The organism is uncultured Friedmanniella sp. (genome assembly GCF_964244285.1).
Classification (GTDB): Bacteria; Actinomycetota; Actinomycetes; order Propionibacteriales; family Propionibacteriaceae; genus Microlunatus.
In genome coordinates, this window is record NZ_CAXTHT010000003.1 from 544,862 (window position 1) to 558,270 (window position 13,409).

Sequence of the window (13,409 nt, forward strand, 5' to 3'; positions counted from 1 at the left end):
ATGATCGGGCCGTGCCCATACCCACGACCGCCTACGCCCACGTACGCCTCACCGTCACCGACATCGACCGCTCACGGAGGTTCTACGACGACGTCCTGGGACTGCCGGTGGCCTTCGAGCTACCGGCCGACGCCGACGAGGCGACGCGCCAACAGCTGGACTTTCTGTTCGGTGGCGTGATCTATCACCTCGGTGACTCCCTGCTCGGCCTGCGGCCAGTCTCCGCCGACGAGTTCTCGGAGAACCGCACCGGGCTGGACCACGTCAGCTTCGCGGTGGGTTCGCACGTCGACCTGGTGGACGCCGTCGCCACCCTGGACGGGCTCGGTGTCGGCCATGGCGGCATCAAGGACATCGGTGCCGGCTACATCCTGGAGTTCCGCGATCCCGACAACATCGCCCTGGAGATCTTCGCCGCCAAGTAACCCTCGATCTCCTGCCCGCCGAGCGCGGCGAGGGGGCTGTGCGGGGCCGGTTCCGGTGAGAGCATGTCGGGGTGAGCCCTTCCCCCCAGGGTGCTGGATCGACGGCCGTCGCCCCGCGCAGCCGGTCCCGTCGCCGGCCGTCCGTGCTCACCGTCGTCGGGCTGCTGCTCCTGGTCGCGGGGCTGAGCTGCCTGGGCTGGGTGGCCTACCAGTACTTCGGCACCAACGTGGTGGCTGACCGGCGGTTCTCCCGGGAGCGCCAGGAGCTCCGCAACAGCTGGGACGCCGCCGGGCCGGCCGCGACGCCACCGGCCTCGGGCGCCTCCGCGCCGGCCGGCAGCCCGCCACTTCCGGGTCACGCCACCGCGTTGCTCCGCATCCCGCGCTTCGGCGCCGGCTACGAGGTTCCCGTCGTGGAGGGCACCGGTCTGGACCAGCTCTCCGAGGGAGTCGGCCACTACGAGGGGACCGCCGCACCGGGCGCCGTCGGCAACTTCGCCATCGCCGGTCACCGCGTCACGCACGGCGAGCCGTTCTCCCGGCTGCTCGAGCTCGGCAAGGGAGACCAGGTCGTGGTCGAGACCTCCTCAGCGGTCTACACCTACGTCCTCGACACCGCACCCAGGGACCTGACGGTCAAGGACACGGCCGGCTGGGTCCTCGACCCCGTCCCGGGGGAGCCGGAGACGCGGGCGACCAGGCCGCTGATCACCGTGACGACCTGCCAGGACCTCTTCCACTCCGCCGACCGCTCCGTCGCCTTCGGTCACCTGGCCAGCACGCAGAACACGTAGGTGCCGATAGCCCGGTGACCGAGGCTGGCGTGCTGCGGTCAGACCGGCAACGGTCCGGCCGCGGCGGTGTCCGGGGAACGACGAGGCCCGGGCACCATCGGCGCCGCCCCGTCGGCGACGCGCGGGATCCGCGCCATGCCGCGGGTGGGGCCGACGTCGCGGAGGACGGAGGTCGTGCCGCTGAACGCGGGGCTGTCGTTGCCGGGGTGGACCGACCTCATGACGTCCCGCCCACGGTGCGGCGGCTCGCGCGCAGGCGCAGCTGATGTGGTGCAGGCATCCCGATTCCCCCGAATCGACGCAGGTTCCGCGTGAGTGGGAGCCCGCCTCTTCGCTGCCGACGATAGCGAGGTCGCCTCGCGTCGTCTGGCGAATGGGGTTAATTGACCAACTCGAGATGGCCGGCGGTTGAACTCGACACCGCGGCCTGTCTCCGGATGGCCGAGTTGACCCGCTACCGACGCCGAGGCTGCGGCCGCTGCGTCCGGCTGGACTAGTCTCGCGCCATGTCCGAGACCCCTCCGACCTCCGACCGGGACCGCCTCATCGAGCGGATCGGGGCCCTGGCCGTGGTCCACGGAGAGGTGACGCTGAGCTCTGGCCGGACCGCCGACTACTACGTCGACCTGCGCCGGATCACCCTGGACGGTGAGACCGCGCCCATCGTCGGCCGGGTGATGCTCGAGCTGGTGGACGGCTGGGACTTCGATGCGGTGGGCGGTCTCACTCTCGGCGCCGATCCGGTGGCCACCGCGATGCTGCACGCCAGCGCCGCGACGGGCGGCCGGCTGGACGCCTTCGTCGTCCGCAAGCAGGGCAAGGCCCACGGGCTGCAGCGGCGCATCGAGGGCTCACCGGTCGAGGGACGACGGGTGGTCGCCGTGGAGGACACCAGCACCACGGGCGGCTCGGTGCTGACCGCCGTCGAGGCCCTGCGGGAGGCCGGCGCCGAAGTGGTGGGCGTGGCGGTGATCGTGGACCGCGACACTGGGGCCCGGGAGCAGATCGAGGCCGCCGGCCTGCCCTACCGGTACGCCGTCTCGGCGGCCGATCTCGGCCTCCACTGAGCGTCGTCGCGAGTCCGGACGCCGGACCCGCTCAGGCACTACTGTGGGAGCGCTTCGGCGGCTCCCCCTGAGCCGGCGACCGACGTGGCCAAGGAGATCCGATGGGCACCGCCATCACCCTGATCATCATCCTCGTGGTGATCGTCGTCATCATCGCCCTGATCGCGATGGGCTCCTACAACGGCTTCGTGAAGTCCCGGAACCTCATCCAGGAGTCCTGGCGCCAGATCGACGTCGAGCTGAACCGCCGCTACGAGCTGATCCCCAACCTGGTGGAGACGGTCCGGGCCTACGCTGCGCACGAGCGCAACACGCTGGAGGACATCACCCGGCTGCGCAGCCAGGCCCAGTCGGTCGCCCAGTCCGACGGGGCCCTGCCCAGCCAGCAGCGGGCCGACGTGGAGCAGGCGCTGTCCGGCGCGGTCCACAACCTGATCGTCAGCGTCGAGGCCTACCCCGACCTGAAGAGCAACCAGAACTTCCTCGAGCTGCAGCGTCAGCTGGCCGAGACCGAGGACCGGATCGCCGCCGGCCGCCGCTTCTACAACGCCAACGTGCGGGTCTACAACACCAGGGTCGAGTCGGTGCCGTCCAACCTGATCGCCAACATGTTCCACTTCGAGAAGGCCACCTACTTCGAGGTGAACGACCCCTCGGTCCGGCAGGCGCCCAGCGTCAGCTTCGGCGAGATCGCCTACCGCGGTGACCCGCAACAGGGTCAGCTGCCGCCGCAGCAGAGCGCGCCGCCCGTCCAGTTCGGCGGTGGTGCCGACTCGATGCCCAACCCGCAGCAGCAGTACGCGCCCCCGCCCCAGCAGCAGGGTCAGTACCAGCCCCCGCAGACTGGTGGGTACCAGCCGCCCCAGCAGTAGCACCTCAGGAGATCCGCCCATGCCGGACATGACCTACCGCCAGCTCGGACCCTCGGGCCTCACCGTCTCCACCGTCGGGATCGGCTGCAACAACTTCGGCGCCCGGATGGCTGACGAGGACGTCCCCCGGGTGGTCGACGCGGCGATCGAGGCCGGCATCACCCTGTTCGACACCGCCGACGTCTACGGTAACCGGGGTGGCTCGGAGCGGCTCCTCGGTCGGGCCCTGCAGGGCCGACGCGAGCAGGTGGTCCTCGCCACCAAGTTCGGCATGGACATGGGCGGGACGAACGGCCCCGACTGGGGTGTCCGCGGCTCCCGCCGCTACATCCGGTTGGCGGTCGAGGCCAGCCTGCGGCGGCTGGGCACCGACTGGATCGACCTCTACCAGATGCACGCGCCGGATCCGGCGACGCCGGTCGAGGAGACCCTCGCCGCGCTGACCGAGCTCGTCGCCGAGGGCAAGGTCCGCTACGTCGGGTCCTCCAACTTCGCCGGCTGGCAGGTCGTCGACGCCGACTGGACCGCCCGGACCCGGCACCTGACGGGTTTCGTCTCCGCGCAGAACGAGTACTCGTGGCTGAAGCGGGGCATCGAGGCCGAGCTGGTGCCGGCCCTCACCCACACCGGGCAGAGCCTGCTGCCGTACTTCCCGCTGGCCAGCGGTCTGCTGACCGGCAAGTACAAGCGCGGTCAGGTCGCTCCGGACGGCACCCGGCTGGCCGGTCGCGCCGAGGTGCTCGAGGGAGCCGACTTCGACACCGTCGAGGCCCTCGAGAAGTTCGCCGCCGAGCGGGGTGTCCCGCTGCTGGCCGTGGCCGTGGGCGGGCTGGCCGCTATGCCTACCGTCGGCTCGGTCATCGCCGGCGCCACCAAGGTCGAGCAGATCGAGCAGAACGTCGAGGCGGGCCTGTGGGAGCCGACGCCGGAAGACCTGGAGGAGCTGCGCCGGATCACGGGCTGACCCGGGCTCAGACCGCGGCCGCCTGCCGGCGCTGGCGGCGGCGGCGGGCGAGCAGGAACTCCACAGCCATCGGGATCAGCGAGACTCCGACGATCAGCACCAGCACGGCGTCGATGTTGTTCTTGATGAAGCTGACGTTGCCGAGGTAGTAGCCCAGCGTCGTCACGCCGACGGCCCACAGGACGCCACCGACCGCGGTGTAGGCGATGAAGTGCCGGAAGCTCATCCGGCTCACCCCGGCCACGAGAGTGACGAAGGTCCGGACGATAGGGACGAAGCGGGCCAGGACCAGCGCGCGGCTGCCGTAGCGGTCGAGGAAGATGCGGGTCTTCTCGACGTAGGACGGCTTGAAGACCTGCCCCAGCACCCCACGGCGCTCGCGGAACAGCGGCGGTCCGATCAACCGCCCGAGCAGGTAGCCGCTGACGTTGCCGAGCACCGCGGCGAGGGTCAGCACCGTACAGACGAAGACCATCGAGTGGTCGATCGACCCGAGGGCCACGAAGATCCCGATGGTGAAGAGCAGCGAGTCGCCGGGCAGGATGGCGAACAGGCCGCATTCGGCGAAGACGATGAAGGCGACGCCCCACAGCGCGTACGGGCCGAGCCAGTTGATGATCACCTCGGGGTCGAACCACGAGGGCAGCAGCATCGGCGTCACGAGCACGGCGTCGAGTGGGGTCACGACGGAGAACGGTACCGTCGGCGACTGTGGGTTTGCTGAGCGAGGACGAGGTGGCCGCCGTGGCCGGGCCGGGCGTCGGGCCGCACCCGGAGCCCTGGCCGGACGGTGCGCACTACGATCCGGAGCTGCTCGCGGGCGGCGACCACCGCAACGTCGTGGACCGCTACCGCTACTGGCGGCTGGAGGCGGTCGTCGCCGACCTGGACACCCGGCGCCACCCGCTGCGGGTGGCGATCCAGAACTGGGAGCACGACTTCAACATCGGCTCGATGGTCCGGACGGCGAACGCCTTCAACGTGGCCGGCGTCCACATCGTCGGTCGGCGCCGCTGGAACCGGCGGGGAGCGATGGTCACCGACCGTTACCTGCACGTCGAGCACCACCCGGACGTGGCCGACTTCGGGGCCTGGCTCCAGACGCACGACTACGTCGCCGTCGGCGTGGACAACCTGCCGGGCTCGACGCCCATCGAGACCACCCCGCTGCCAGAGCGTGCCTGCCTGGTCTTCGGCTCCGAGGGCCCGGGCCTGACCGAGGAGATGCTGGCGGTCTGCCGGTCGCTGGTAGCCATCACCCAGTACGGCTCCACCCGCTCGCTGAACGCCGGTGCGGCCGCCGCGATCGCGATGTTCGCCTGGACGACTCGCTGGGGACCTGTCGTCAATAATGGTTGACGAGAACGCATCGTCAACCTAAGGTGACGGTATGGCTTCCCCAAGCGACACCGTCGAGGGCACGACCAGTCCCGACCCTTCGGTGGGGCTGCGGGCTGTGGCGGCCCTGCGGCGACTCACCGAGCAGCTCGAGGACCTCCAGGTCGCGAGCGCCCGCCAGCAGGGCTGGTCGTGGGCCGAGATCGCCGCCGTGGTCGGAGTCTCCAAGCAGGCGGTGCATAAGAAGCACGCCCACCACACCTCCTGACCGCACCAACCGCACCAGGAAAGGTCCGCCATGTTCGAACGCTTCACCGCTGCCGCCCGCTCCGCTGTCGTCGGTGCCCAGCAGCACGCCTACCACCTCCAGCGCACCGAGATCGGGGCCGGCGACCTGCTGGCCGCGGTGCTCGACGACCCCGACGGCGTGCCGGCACGGGTCCTCCGCGGCCTGGGCGTCGACCTGCCCGCCGGCGCGGTGGTGGCCGAGGAGACGTTCGACGCCGGCGACGCCTCCGCGCTCGGTTCGCTGGGGATCGACCTCGACTCGGTGCGCCGTCAGGCGGAGGCGACGTTCGGGGCGGGCGCGCTGGACCGTGGACGACGGCAGCGCCCCGGGCTCTTCGGCCGCCGTGCGGGCGCAGGTGCCCTGCCCTTCAGCACCGAAGCCAAGTCATCTCTGGAGCTCGCTCTGCGCGAGGCGGTGGGCGAGCGGCACCGCGAGCTGGCCCTCGAGCACCTGTTCCTCGGCCTGCTGGCCACCGAGCAGGGGACGGCGCTACGGCTGCTGGCCCGGCTGGGCGTCACTCAGGACCGGACCACCCTGCGTCGGCTCGTGCTGGCCGGCCGGGCCGAGGCCGCCTGATCCTCCGAGCGACACGTCGGGTCTCAGTCGGTCTGGGTGACCTTCTTCAGTCCACGCGGCGCGTCGGGGTCCAGTCCGAGCCGGCGGGCCAGCCGCTCCACGAGCAGCTGAGCCGGGATGACCAGGGCCAGGGGAGCGAGCAGCTCCGAGAGTGCCGGTCCGGGCACCGCGAGGTCGCAGGCCGACCGGAAGCCGGCGTCCCCGCCGACCCCCAGGACGGGGCTGCCGGCCGTGCGCGCCGTGGCGGCCAGGTCGACCAGGCCCGGCAGCGTCGGACCGCTCGGGCCGGCGACGAGCAGGGTCACCAGGTGCTGGTCCACGATCGCGATCGGACCGTGCTTGAGGTCGGCGTAGGACAGCCCCCGGACGGGCCGGAGGCACGTCTCCTCCAGCTTGAGCGCGACCTCGAGGGTGGTGCCGAAGGCCAGGCCGCGGCCACTGGCCAACACCTCGTCGGTGTTCGCGAGCAGCTCGACCATGGCGTCCAGGGCGTCTCCGGGTTCCAGCATCCGCTCGGCCTCGGCGGCCACGGTGGCGAACTCCGCGTCCAGGGTGCCGGGGGTCGAGGCCAGAGCGTCGACCGCGACGGCGAGAGCGGCCACCTGGGTCGTGTAGGTCTTGGTGGCGGGCACGGCCAGCTCCGGCCCGGCCTGGGTGACCAGCGCCACGTCCGCGATCAGGGCCAGCGGTGAGTCCGCGATGTTGGTCACCGCCACGGTCGCCGCGCCGGACGCCTTGGCCCACTCGAGCGTCTCCACGATCTCCGCCGTCGACCCGGACTGGCTGACGGCCACGGTGACGGTGTCGGACAGGTCGAGCTGCGCGTCGTAGAGGGTGGCGACCGAGGGAGCCGCCAGCGCGCCGGCCATGCCCGCGTGCACCTCGGCGAGGTAGCGGGCGTAGATGGCCGCGTTGTCGCTGGAGCCCCGAGCCACCAGCAGCAGCCGACGCCGGCCCCGGGCCAGCGCGGTCACCTCGGCTCGCAGGGGCAGCAGGGCCTCGAGCGTCCGGGCGATCGCGGCCGGCTGCTCGGCGACCTCACGAGCCATCCGGGTCGGGTTCGCCACGTCGGGCCTCCTGCTGGTCTGGTCTGGGCTGATCTGGTCTGGGCTGATCTGGTCTGGGCTGGACGGTGTGGGGCTGGTCTCTGCGGGGCTGGTCTTTACTGGTCTACTAGACGAACCAGTAGCGAGGAGAAGCATTGCAGCACAACCTCAGCCGCGGCGACTTCGGTCCGTACCGACTCGACCGCCCGCTGACCCCAGCCACGACCAAGCGGGCGCAGGTCCGGGCGATCCTCGAGACGTTGATCGACACCGAGCTCAACCCGGGTGACGCCATCCCGTCCGAGCGGGCCCTGGTGGTCCGGCTCGCCGTCAGCCGGGTCACCGTCCGGCAGGCCATCGCGGACCTCGTGGAGACCGGGGCGCTCGAACGCGTCCACGGCAAGGGCACCTACGTCACCGGCCCCCAGGTCGACTCCCGGCTGCACCTCACCTCGTTCTCCCGCGAGATGCGCGACCGCGGGCTGGTCCCGGCCACCGTGGTGCTCTCGGCCCGGGAGGAGGCGGCCGACGACGACGTGGCCTACGCGCTCCGGATCCGGCCCGGTCGGCCGGTGGTGCGCGTCGAACGGCTGCGCACCGCGGACGGGACGCCGATGGCCTATGAGGTGGGGCAGTACCCGTCCGCGCTCTTCCCCGGACTGCTGCAGCGCGAGCTGGGGGCGCTGTACGACGTCTTCGCCAGCGAGTACGGGGTGGTGGTGACCAGCGGCGAGCAGACCGTCCGGGCCGAGTCCGCCGACGCGTCCCAGGCGCGGGTGCTGGGGATCGCCAAGCGGGCGCCGCTGCTGGTGCAGGAACGGGTCACCTACGCCGGCGACCGCGTGATCGAACTGTCGACCTCGTGGTACCGGGCCGACCGCTATCGCATCCACATGGCCATCACGCCCCGCGGGGCGCGCGAGAACTGAGGCCTACGCGCAAGAAGAGAGGCGGGCGGCTCAGGCGGACTGGTAGGACAGGCAGTCGGCGTTGTCGCTGGTGAAGCCGACCGTGATCGAGCTGGCGTGGCACTCCAGGGCCTGGTTGTGGACGCAGTCCTGGCGCTGGCACGCGCCCACCTGGGCGACGACGTCGAGGCCGCCCTTCTCGTTCAGGGACAGGAAGGTGCCGCACGTCGCCGCCGAGTCGATGTTGACCGCGAAGGCGTGACAGCCGTCGTGGTTGTAGGCGCACGACGTCGCCGTGCAGTCACTCACCTGGGGCATCTCGAGCATGCTGGTCATGGTTCTCTCCTCGTGTGGTTGGCGAAGCCTGGAACGACCGTAGGCCGGTCCCGGCCGGAGCGATAGCCAGGCGAGGCTCGGCTAACCACCCCCCGAGCAGCCCGGAGCGGCGCCGCTGTCCGGCACACTGGGGACATGAGCACCGGCCCGATCGAGGAGCTGGCGGTGCCCTACGACGGGTCGGAGCTGGCGGCCGCCGTCCTCCGGCGACGTCGCACCGTCCGCTCCCGCCTGGTCAGCCTGGGGATCACCGTGGTGATCTTGGTGCTGCTCTACCGGTTCGGCGGCGAGCGCCTGCAGGCAGCGGGGTTCCTCGCCGTCTACGGGCTGGCGCTGGTGATCTCACTCGCCTGGTTCGCCGTCACCGTGGTCGGCTACCTGCTGGCCCGCCGCGAGCTCGGCACCCTCGGCAGCGGAACGGCGATCAGGATCGGCCGGGCGGGCGTGGAGGTGGCCGGCAGCTTCGCCGGCTGGCCGGATGTCCGCGGCCTCAGCGTCGTCTCGGGCGGTCTCGGGCGCAGCCCGCGGCTGGAGCTGCGACGGACCTCCGGGGAACCGGCCTCGGTGCCGTTGAACCAGGTCGTCGTGCACCCCGCGACGCTGGACAGCACGGCTCGCGCCTACTCCGCCGGACGGCACGGCGTCGACCTGGCCGCGCTCGAGAGCTAGGAGGGTGGTTGGCGACCTCGCCGACCCCTGACAGACTTGGCCGAGAAGTCCACTACCGCCGGTACCCGTAGGAGAACGCCCATGCCCATCGCCACCCCAGAGGTCTACGCGCAGATGATCGACGCGGCCAAGAAGGGCTCTTTCGCCTACCCGGCCATCAACGTCAGCTCGTCTCAGACCCTGAACGCGGCCCTGCAGGGGTTCACCGAGGCGGGGTCCGACGGCATCGTGCAGGTCTCCACCGGCGGTGCGGAGTACGCCTCCGGCCCGACGATCAAGAACCAGGTCACCGGCGCCGCCGCGCTGGCCGCCTACGCCCACGAGGTGGCCAAGAACTACCCGGTCAACATCGCGCTGCACACCGACCACTGCCCCAAGGACAAGCTGGACGGCTACGTCCGCCCCTTGATCGCCATCTCCCAGGAGCGGGTGGACCGCGGCGAGAACCCGCTGTTCCAGTCCCACATGTGGGACGGCTCGGCGGTACCGGTCGAGGAGAACCTCTCCATCGCCCACGAGCTGCTCGCCCTCACCGCGAAGGCCCGGATCATCCTCGAGATCGAGGTCGGCGTGGTCGGCGGGGAGGAGGACGGCGTCAGCCACGAGATCAACGACAAGCTCTACACGACCGTCGAGGACGGCCTGCGCACCGTCGAGGTGCTGGGCACCGGTGAGCACGGGCGCTACATCACCGCCCTGACCTTCGGCAACGTGCACGGGGTCTACAAGCCCGGATCGGTCAAGCTGCGGCCGGAGGTCCTCAAGGACATCCAGGAGGCTGTGGGCGCCAAGATCGGCCAGGCCAACCCCTTCGACCTGGTCTTCCACGGCGGCTCGGGCTCCACGCTCGAGGAGATCCGTGCGGCCGTCGACTACGGCGTGATCAAGATGAACATCGACACCGACACCCAGTACGCGTTCACCCGCCCGGCGGCCGCCCACATGTTCAGCAACTACGACGGGGTGCTCAAGGTGGACGGCGAGGTCGGCAACAAGAAGGCCTACGACCCGCGGGCCTGGGGCAAGGCCGCTGAGGCCGGGATGGCCGCCCGGATCGCGCACGCCTGCGAGGACCTGCGCAGCACCGGCACCTCCCTCCTCGGCTGAGTCCTGACCGGTCGACGCGGGCTCACGGGACTACCCTCGAAGCCGTGAGCACCGCGTTGTCCGCGACCCCGGAGCAGGCGTCCGGTCCGGTTCCGCTGAGCCGCGTCTGGTCGCGGGGCAAGGTGATCGCCGAGGATCTCACCGGGGAGAACCTGAGTGACGTCCTGCAGCACAACTCCGACGCGTCGGCCTGGTGGGTGCTGCCCCGCGATCCGGACTACGGGGCGGCGGAGCTCCGGGGCGTCGCCCAGGCCCTCGACCTGGACGACCTGGCGATCCGCGATCTGCTGGCTGAGGACCGGCGGGCCAAGTTCGAGGCGATCGGCGGCGCCCGGCTGGTCATCACCAACTACGTGAGCGTCGACACCCGGCAGCGTGCGGTGACGATCCACCCGATCTCGGTCATCGCCACCGACCGGGCCCTGATCTGCCTGGTGGCCGAAGGCGAGTTCAAGCCGGGGCGGCTCCTGCAGCAGCGGGCCCACGACCTCGCCGAGGGAGGGGTGGAGGCGGGGCTGCAGCTGCTCCTCGCCGCCGTCATCCACACCTACGAGGACGCGGCGCAGTGGCTGGAGGACGCGGCCGACTCCCTGTCCGACGTCTTGTTCGACCAGGAACGCGCGCTGGCCAAGGACGAGCAGCTCGAGGCGTTCCGGCTGCGGACCGCCCTCAGCCAGCTGCGCCGCTCCACCGAGCCGATGCGGACGGTGATGGACGACCTCGTCGAGGAGCCGTTGCCGGCCGCGAAGGGCAAGCGGATCCCGGCCGCCACCAGCGCCCGGCAGTGGCGGGTGCTCTCCGAGCGGCACACCCGGGCCGCCAACGCCGCGGACGCGCTGCGGGAGGTGCTGTCCTCGGTCTTCGACACCAGCCTCGCCCTGGCCGACCTGCGGATGAACCTGATCATGAAGCAGCTCAGCGGCTGGGCGGCGATCATCGCCGTGCCCACGCTCGTCACCGGCTTCGTCGGGATGAACGTGAGCTTCCCCCTCGACGGCACGTCGACGGGCTTCTGGGTGGCGATGGTGATCATGGTCGTCTCGTCGGTGATCTTGTACCTGGGCTTCCGCCGCCGCGGCTGGATCTGAGCCCTGGCCGGTAGGTTGGGGCGGTGACCGAGACCCATCGCAACCTGCTCGCCGCCCCCGGTGCCGGCCCCGCGCCCACGCTGCTGCCGGTGGACCCTGCGGCGGCCGAGCTGGCCGAGCGTGGCCAGGAGCAGTTCCTGACCGTCGTGCGCGACCACCCGGCCTCCAGCCTGTGCTGGGCCCTGCTCGCCGAGACCGCGCTGGCGACGTCCAGCCTGGCGGGCGACCTCGGTGCGTACGCCTACGCCCGGACGGGCTACCACCGCGGCCTCGACGGGCTGCGTCGGGCCGGCTGGAGGGGTACCGGTCCGGTGCCCTGGGAGCATGTCCCCAACCAGGGCTTCCTGCGGGCGCTCTGGGCGCTGGCCATGGCCGCGATGAGGATCGGGGAGACCGAGGAGTACGAGCGCTGCGCCCAGCTGCTGCGGGACTCCTCCGAGACCGGCTACGCGTCTCTCGCCGCCGGCTCGGTGGGCCTGCGGACCTCGGACTGAGCCGCGGGTCGCAGCACGTGGGGGCGACAGTTCCCGTCGAGTTCGGTAGGGTTCCGGGGTAAGAGTCCTGTGCGGTGCGGTGCGGAACCGTGCTGTCCGGGGCTTCACTCTTCTCCTGCGCGGTGACGCGCGAAGGGCGGCGATCACATGCCGGGCATTGTGGTGGTAGGTGCACAGTGGGGCGACGAGGGCAAAGGCAAGGCGACCGACCAGCTCGGTGACCGCGTCGACTACTGCGTGAGGTACTCCGGCGGCAACAACGCCGGTCACACGATCGTGGTCAACGGTGAGCGCTACGCGCTGCACCTGCTCCCCTCGGGGATCCTGAACCCGAACTGCGTGCCGGTGATCGGCAACGGCGTCGTCGTCGACCTCGACGTCCTGTTCGAGGAGATGGACGGGCTCGCGGACCGGGGTGTCGACGCCTCCGGCCTGCTCGTCTCGGCGAACGCGCACCTCATCACCAGCTACCACCAGGTGATCGACAAGGTGACCGAGCGCTTCCTGGGCAAGAACCGCATCGGCACCACGGGCCGTGGCGTCGGCCCGGCCTACTCGGACAAGGTCAACCGGATCGGCATCCGCGTCCAGGACCTGCTGGACGAGTCGATCCTGCGGGACAAGGTCGAGGCGGCCGTCGACCAGAAGAACCACCTGCTGGTGAAGGTCTACAACCGCCGGGCGATGGATCCCGCGCAGGTCGCCGACCACCTGCTCAGCCACGCCGAGCGGCTGAAGCCGCACATCACCGACGTCAGCCGAGTGCTCAACCAGGCTCTGGACGCCGGTGGCGTCGTGCTTTTCGAGGGCGCCCAGGCCCACCACCTCGACGTCGACCACGGGACGTACCCCTACGTCACGTCCTCCAACCCGGTCGCGGCCGGCGCCTGCGTGGGTTCGGGGGTCGGTCCCACCCGGATCGACCGGGTGGTCGGTATCGCCAAGGCCTACACGACCCGCGTGGGCGAGGGCCCGATGCCCACCGAGCTGACCGACGCCGACGGCGAGCGGCTGCGGTCCGACGGGGCGGAGTTCGGCACCACGACCGGTCGGCCGCGGCGTTGCGGCTGGTTCGACGCGGTCGTCGTCCAGGCTGCGGCCAGGGCGAACGCCTTCACCGACATCTTCTTGACCAAGCTCGACATCCTCACCGGCTGGGACCGGATCCCGGTCTGCATCGGCTACGAGGTCGACGGCGTCCGGCACGATACGATCCCGATGTCGCAGGCCGACTTCGCTCGTTCGGTGCCGGTGTATGAGGAGCTGGACGGGTGGAGCGAGGACATCAGCGGCTGCCGGAACTTCGACGACCTGCCCAAGAACACGCAGGCCTACGTGAACCGGCTGGAAGAGCTGTGCGGCGCCCGGATCTCGGGCATCGGGGTCGGACCGTCCCGTGAGCAATCGATTGTCATCAACGACCTCCTCTAGGCGTG

Annotated in this window: 18 protein-coding genes; 14 read left to right on the forward strand and 4 right to left on the reverse strand. The window is 70.9% G+C overall.

Annotation, left to right across the window (positions count from 1 at the left end):
- Positions 1-11: 11 nt before the first annotated feature.
- Entirely contained in the window at positions 12-425 is a 414-nt protein-coding gene (locus ACFE7W_RS10640) for a VOC family protein (protein ID WP_375424739.1), read from the forward strand.
- Positions 426-496: 71 nt separating this feature from the next.
- A complete protein-coding gene (locus ACFE7W_RS10645; RefSeq protein WP_375424740.1) occupies positions 497-1,219 on the forward strand; it encodes a class E sortase in 723 nt (240 codons plus the stop codon).
- A 38-nt stretch (positions 1,220-1,257) separates the two neighbouring features.
- On the opposite strand, the gene ACFE7W_RS10650 is transcribed toward ACFE7W_RS10645, so the two are convergent.
- On the reverse strand, positions 1,258-1,440 hold the full coding sequence (locus tag ACFE7W_RS10650) for a hypothetical protein (protein WP_375424741.1): 183 nt from the start codon (positions 1,438-1,440) through the stop codon (positions 1,258-1,260).
- A gap of 285 nt (positions 1,441-1,725) precedes the next feature.
- Here ACFE7W_RS10650 and pyrE point away from each other — a divergent pair, with 285 nt between their 5' ends.
- From pyrE to ACFE7W_RS10665, 3 genes are all read left to right on the forward strand, one after another.
- Positions 1,726-2,286, forward strand: coding sequence for an orotate phosphoribosyltransferase (gene pyrE / locus ACFE7W_RS10655; RefSeq protein WP_375424742.1), 561 nt, complete (start codon positions 1,726-1,728; stop codon positions 2,284-2,286).
- Positions 2,287-2,387: 101 nt separating this feature from the next.
- Positions 2,388-3,158, forward strand: a complete 771-nt coding sequence (locus ACFE7W_RS10660) for a LemA family protein (protein WP_375424743.1) — start codon at positions 2,388-2,390, stop codon at positions 3,156-3,158.
- Positions 3,159-3,177: 19 nt separating this feature from the next.
- Positions 3,178-4,122: an aldo/keto reductase gene (locus ACFE7W_RS10665; RefSeq protein ID WP_375424744.1), complete on the forward strand. Its 945-nt coding sequence runs from the start codon at positions 3,178-3,180 to the stop codon at positions 4,120-4,122.
- A gap of 7 nt (positions 4,123-4,129) precedes the next feature.
- Here the strand turns inward: ACFE7W_RS10665 and ACFE7W_RS10670 are convergent, their stop codons facing one another.
- Positions 4,130-4,774 carry a DedA family protein gene (locus tag ACFE7W_RS10670; RefSeq protein WP_375424869.1) on the reverse strand — a complete coding sequence of 215 codons (645 nt, stop codon included), beginning with the start codon at positions 4,772-4,774 and terminating at the stop codon, positions 4,130-4,132.
- 68 nt (positions 4,775-4,842) lie between these two features.
- Here ACFE7W_RS10670 and ACFE7W_RS10675 point away from each other — a divergent pair, with 68 nt between their 5' ends.
- From ACFE7W_RS10675 to ACFE7W_RS10685, 3 genes are read left to right on the forward strand one after another with little or no spacing between them, the layout of a single operon-like run.
- On the forward strand, positions 4,843-5,481 hold the full coding sequence (locus ACFE7W_RS10675; protein WP_375424870.1) for a TrmH family RNA methyltransferase: 639 nt from the start codon (positions 4,843-4,845) through the stop codon (positions 5,479-5,481).
- A gap of 31 nt (positions 5,482-5,512) precedes the next feature.
- Complete coding sequence (locus ACFE7W_RS10680; protein WP_375424745.1) at positions 5,513-5,728, forward strand: helix-turn-helix domain-containing protein; 216 nt, start codon at positions 5,513-5,515, stop codon at positions 5,726-5,728.
- A gap of 30 nt (positions 5,729-5,758) precedes the next feature.
- A complete protein-coding gene (locus tag ACFE7W_RS10685; RefSeq protein WP_375424746.1) occupies positions 5,759-6,325 on the forward strand; it encodes a Clp protease N-terminal domain-containing protein in 567 nt (188 codons plus the stop codon).
- 23 nt (positions 6,326-6,348) lie between these two features.
- Here the strand turns inward: ACFE7W_RS10685 and ACFE7W_RS10690 are convergent, their stop codons facing one another.
- Positions 6,349-7,392 (reverse strand): SIS domain-containing protein, encoded by a 1,044-nt coding sequence (locus tag ACFE7W_RS10690; protein WP_375424747.1) that lies wholly within the window; start codon positions 7,390-7,392, stop codon positions 6,349-6,351.
- Between the two features lie 134 nt (positions 7,393-7,526).
- Between ACFE7W_RS10690 and ACFE7W_RS10695 the strand changes: the two genes are divergently transcribed.
- Positions 7,527-8,300, forward strand: coding sequence for a GntR family transcriptional regulator (locus ACFE7W_RS10695; protein ID WP_375424748.1), 774 nt, complete (start codon positions 7,527-7,529; stop codon positions 8,298-8,300).
- A 30-nt stretch (positions 8,301-8,330) separates the two neighbouring features.
- On the opposite strand, the gene ACFE7W_RS10700 is transcribed toward ACFE7W_RS10695, so the two are convergent.
- Positions 8,331-8,615, reverse strand: a complete 285-nt coding sequence (locus ACFE7W_RS10700; RefSeq protein ID WP_375424749.1) for a DUF1540 domain-containing protein — start codon at positions 8,613-8,615, stop codon at positions 8,331-8,333.
- 135 nt (positions 8,616-8,750) lie between these two features.
- Here ACFE7W_RS10700 and ACFE7W_RS10705 point away from each other — a divergent pair, with 135 nt between their 5' ends.
- The 5 genes from ACFE7W_RS10705 to ACFE7W_RS10725 all read left to right on the forward strand — a co-directional run bounded on the left by ACFE7W_RS10705 (position 8,751) and on the right by ACFE7W_RS10725 (position 13,404).
- Positions 8,751-9,284, forward strand: a complete 534-nt coding sequence (locus ACFE7W_RS10705) for a hypothetical protein (protein WP_375424750.1) — start codon at positions 8,751-8,753, stop codon at positions 9,282-9,284.
- Positions 9,285-9,365: 81 nt separating this feature from the next.
- A complete protein-coding gene (fbaA, locus tag ACFE7W_RS10710; RefSeq protein ID WP_375424751.1) occupies positions 9,366-10,391 on the forward strand; it encodes a class II fructose-bisphosphate aldolase in 1,026 nt (341 codons plus the stop codon).
- 44 nt (positions 10,392-10,435) lie between these two features.
- On the forward strand, positions 10,436-11,479 hold the full coding sequence (locus tag ACFE7W_RS10715; protein ID WP_375424752.1) for a magnesium transporter CorA family protein: 1,044 nt from the start codon (positions 10,436-10,438) through the stop codon (positions 11,477-11,479).
- Between the two features lie 23 nt (positions 11,480-11,502).
- Positions 11,503-11,973, forward strand: a complete 471-nt coding sequence (locus ACFE7W_RS10720; RefSeq protein WP_375424753.1) for a DUF3151 domain-containing protein — start codon at positions 11,503-11,505, stop codon at positions 11,971-11,973.
- Between the two features lie 147 nt (positions 11,974-12,120).
- Complete coding sequence (locus tag ACFE7W_RS10725; RefSeq protein WP_375424754.1) at positions 12,121-13,404, forward strand: adenylosuccinate synthase; 1,284 nt, start codon at positions 12,121-12,123, stop codon at positions 13,402-13,404.
- The last annotated feature ends 5 nt before the right edge of the window (positions 13,405-13,409 follow it).

What these genes read in the sequence shown, in the direction of transcription:
- ACFE7W_RS10650 (WP_375424741.1), bottom strand. Translation starts at nt 1,440, where the DNA reads ATGAGGTCGGTCCACCCCGGCAACGACAGCCCCGCGTTCAGCGGCACG.
- pyrE (WP_375424742.1), top strand. Translation starts at nt 1,726, where the DNA reads ATGTCCGAGACCCCTCCGACCTCCGACCGGGACCGCCTCATCGAGCGG.
- ACFE7W_RS10660 (WP_375424743.1), top strand. Translation starts at nt 2,388, where the DNA reads ATGGGCACCGCCATCACCCTGATCATCATCCTCGTGGTGATCGTCGTC.
- ACFE7W_RS10665 (WP_375424744.1), top strand. Translation starts at nt 3,178, where the DNA reads ATGCCGGACATGACCTACCGCCAGCTCGGACCCTCGGGCCTCACCGTC.
- ACFE7W_RS10670 (WP_375424869.1), bottom strand. Translation starts at nt 4,774, where the DNA reads ATGCTGCTGCCCTCGTGGTTCGACCCCGAGGTGATCATCAACTGGCTC.
- ACFE7W_RS10680 (WP_375424745.1), top strand. Translation starts at nt 5,513, where the DNA reads ATGGCTTCCCCAAGCGACACCGTCGAGGGCACGACCAGTCCCGACCCT.
- ACFE7W_RS10685 (WP_375424746.1), top strand. Translation starts at nt 5,759, where the DNA reads ATGTTCGAACGCTTCACCGCTGCCGCCCGCTCCGCTGTCGTCGGTGCC.
- ACFE7W_RS10700 (WP_375424749.1), bottom strand. Translation starts at nt 8,615, where the DNA reads ATGACCAGCATGCTCGAGATGCCCCAGGTGAGTGACTGCACGGCGACG.
- ACFE7W_RS10705 (WP_375424750.1), top strand. Translation starts at nt 8,751, where the DNA reads ATGAGCACCGGCCCGATCGAGGAGCTGGCGGTGCCCTACGACGGGTCG.
- fbaA (WP_375424751.1), top strand. Translation starts at nt 9,366, where the DNA reads ATGCCCATCGCCACCCCAGAGGTCTACGCGCAGATGATCGACGCGGCC.
- ACFE7W_RS10725 (WP_375424754.1), top strand. Translation starts at nt 12,121, where the DNA reads ATGCCGGGCATTGTGGTGGTAGGTGCACAGTGGGGCGACGAGGGCAAA.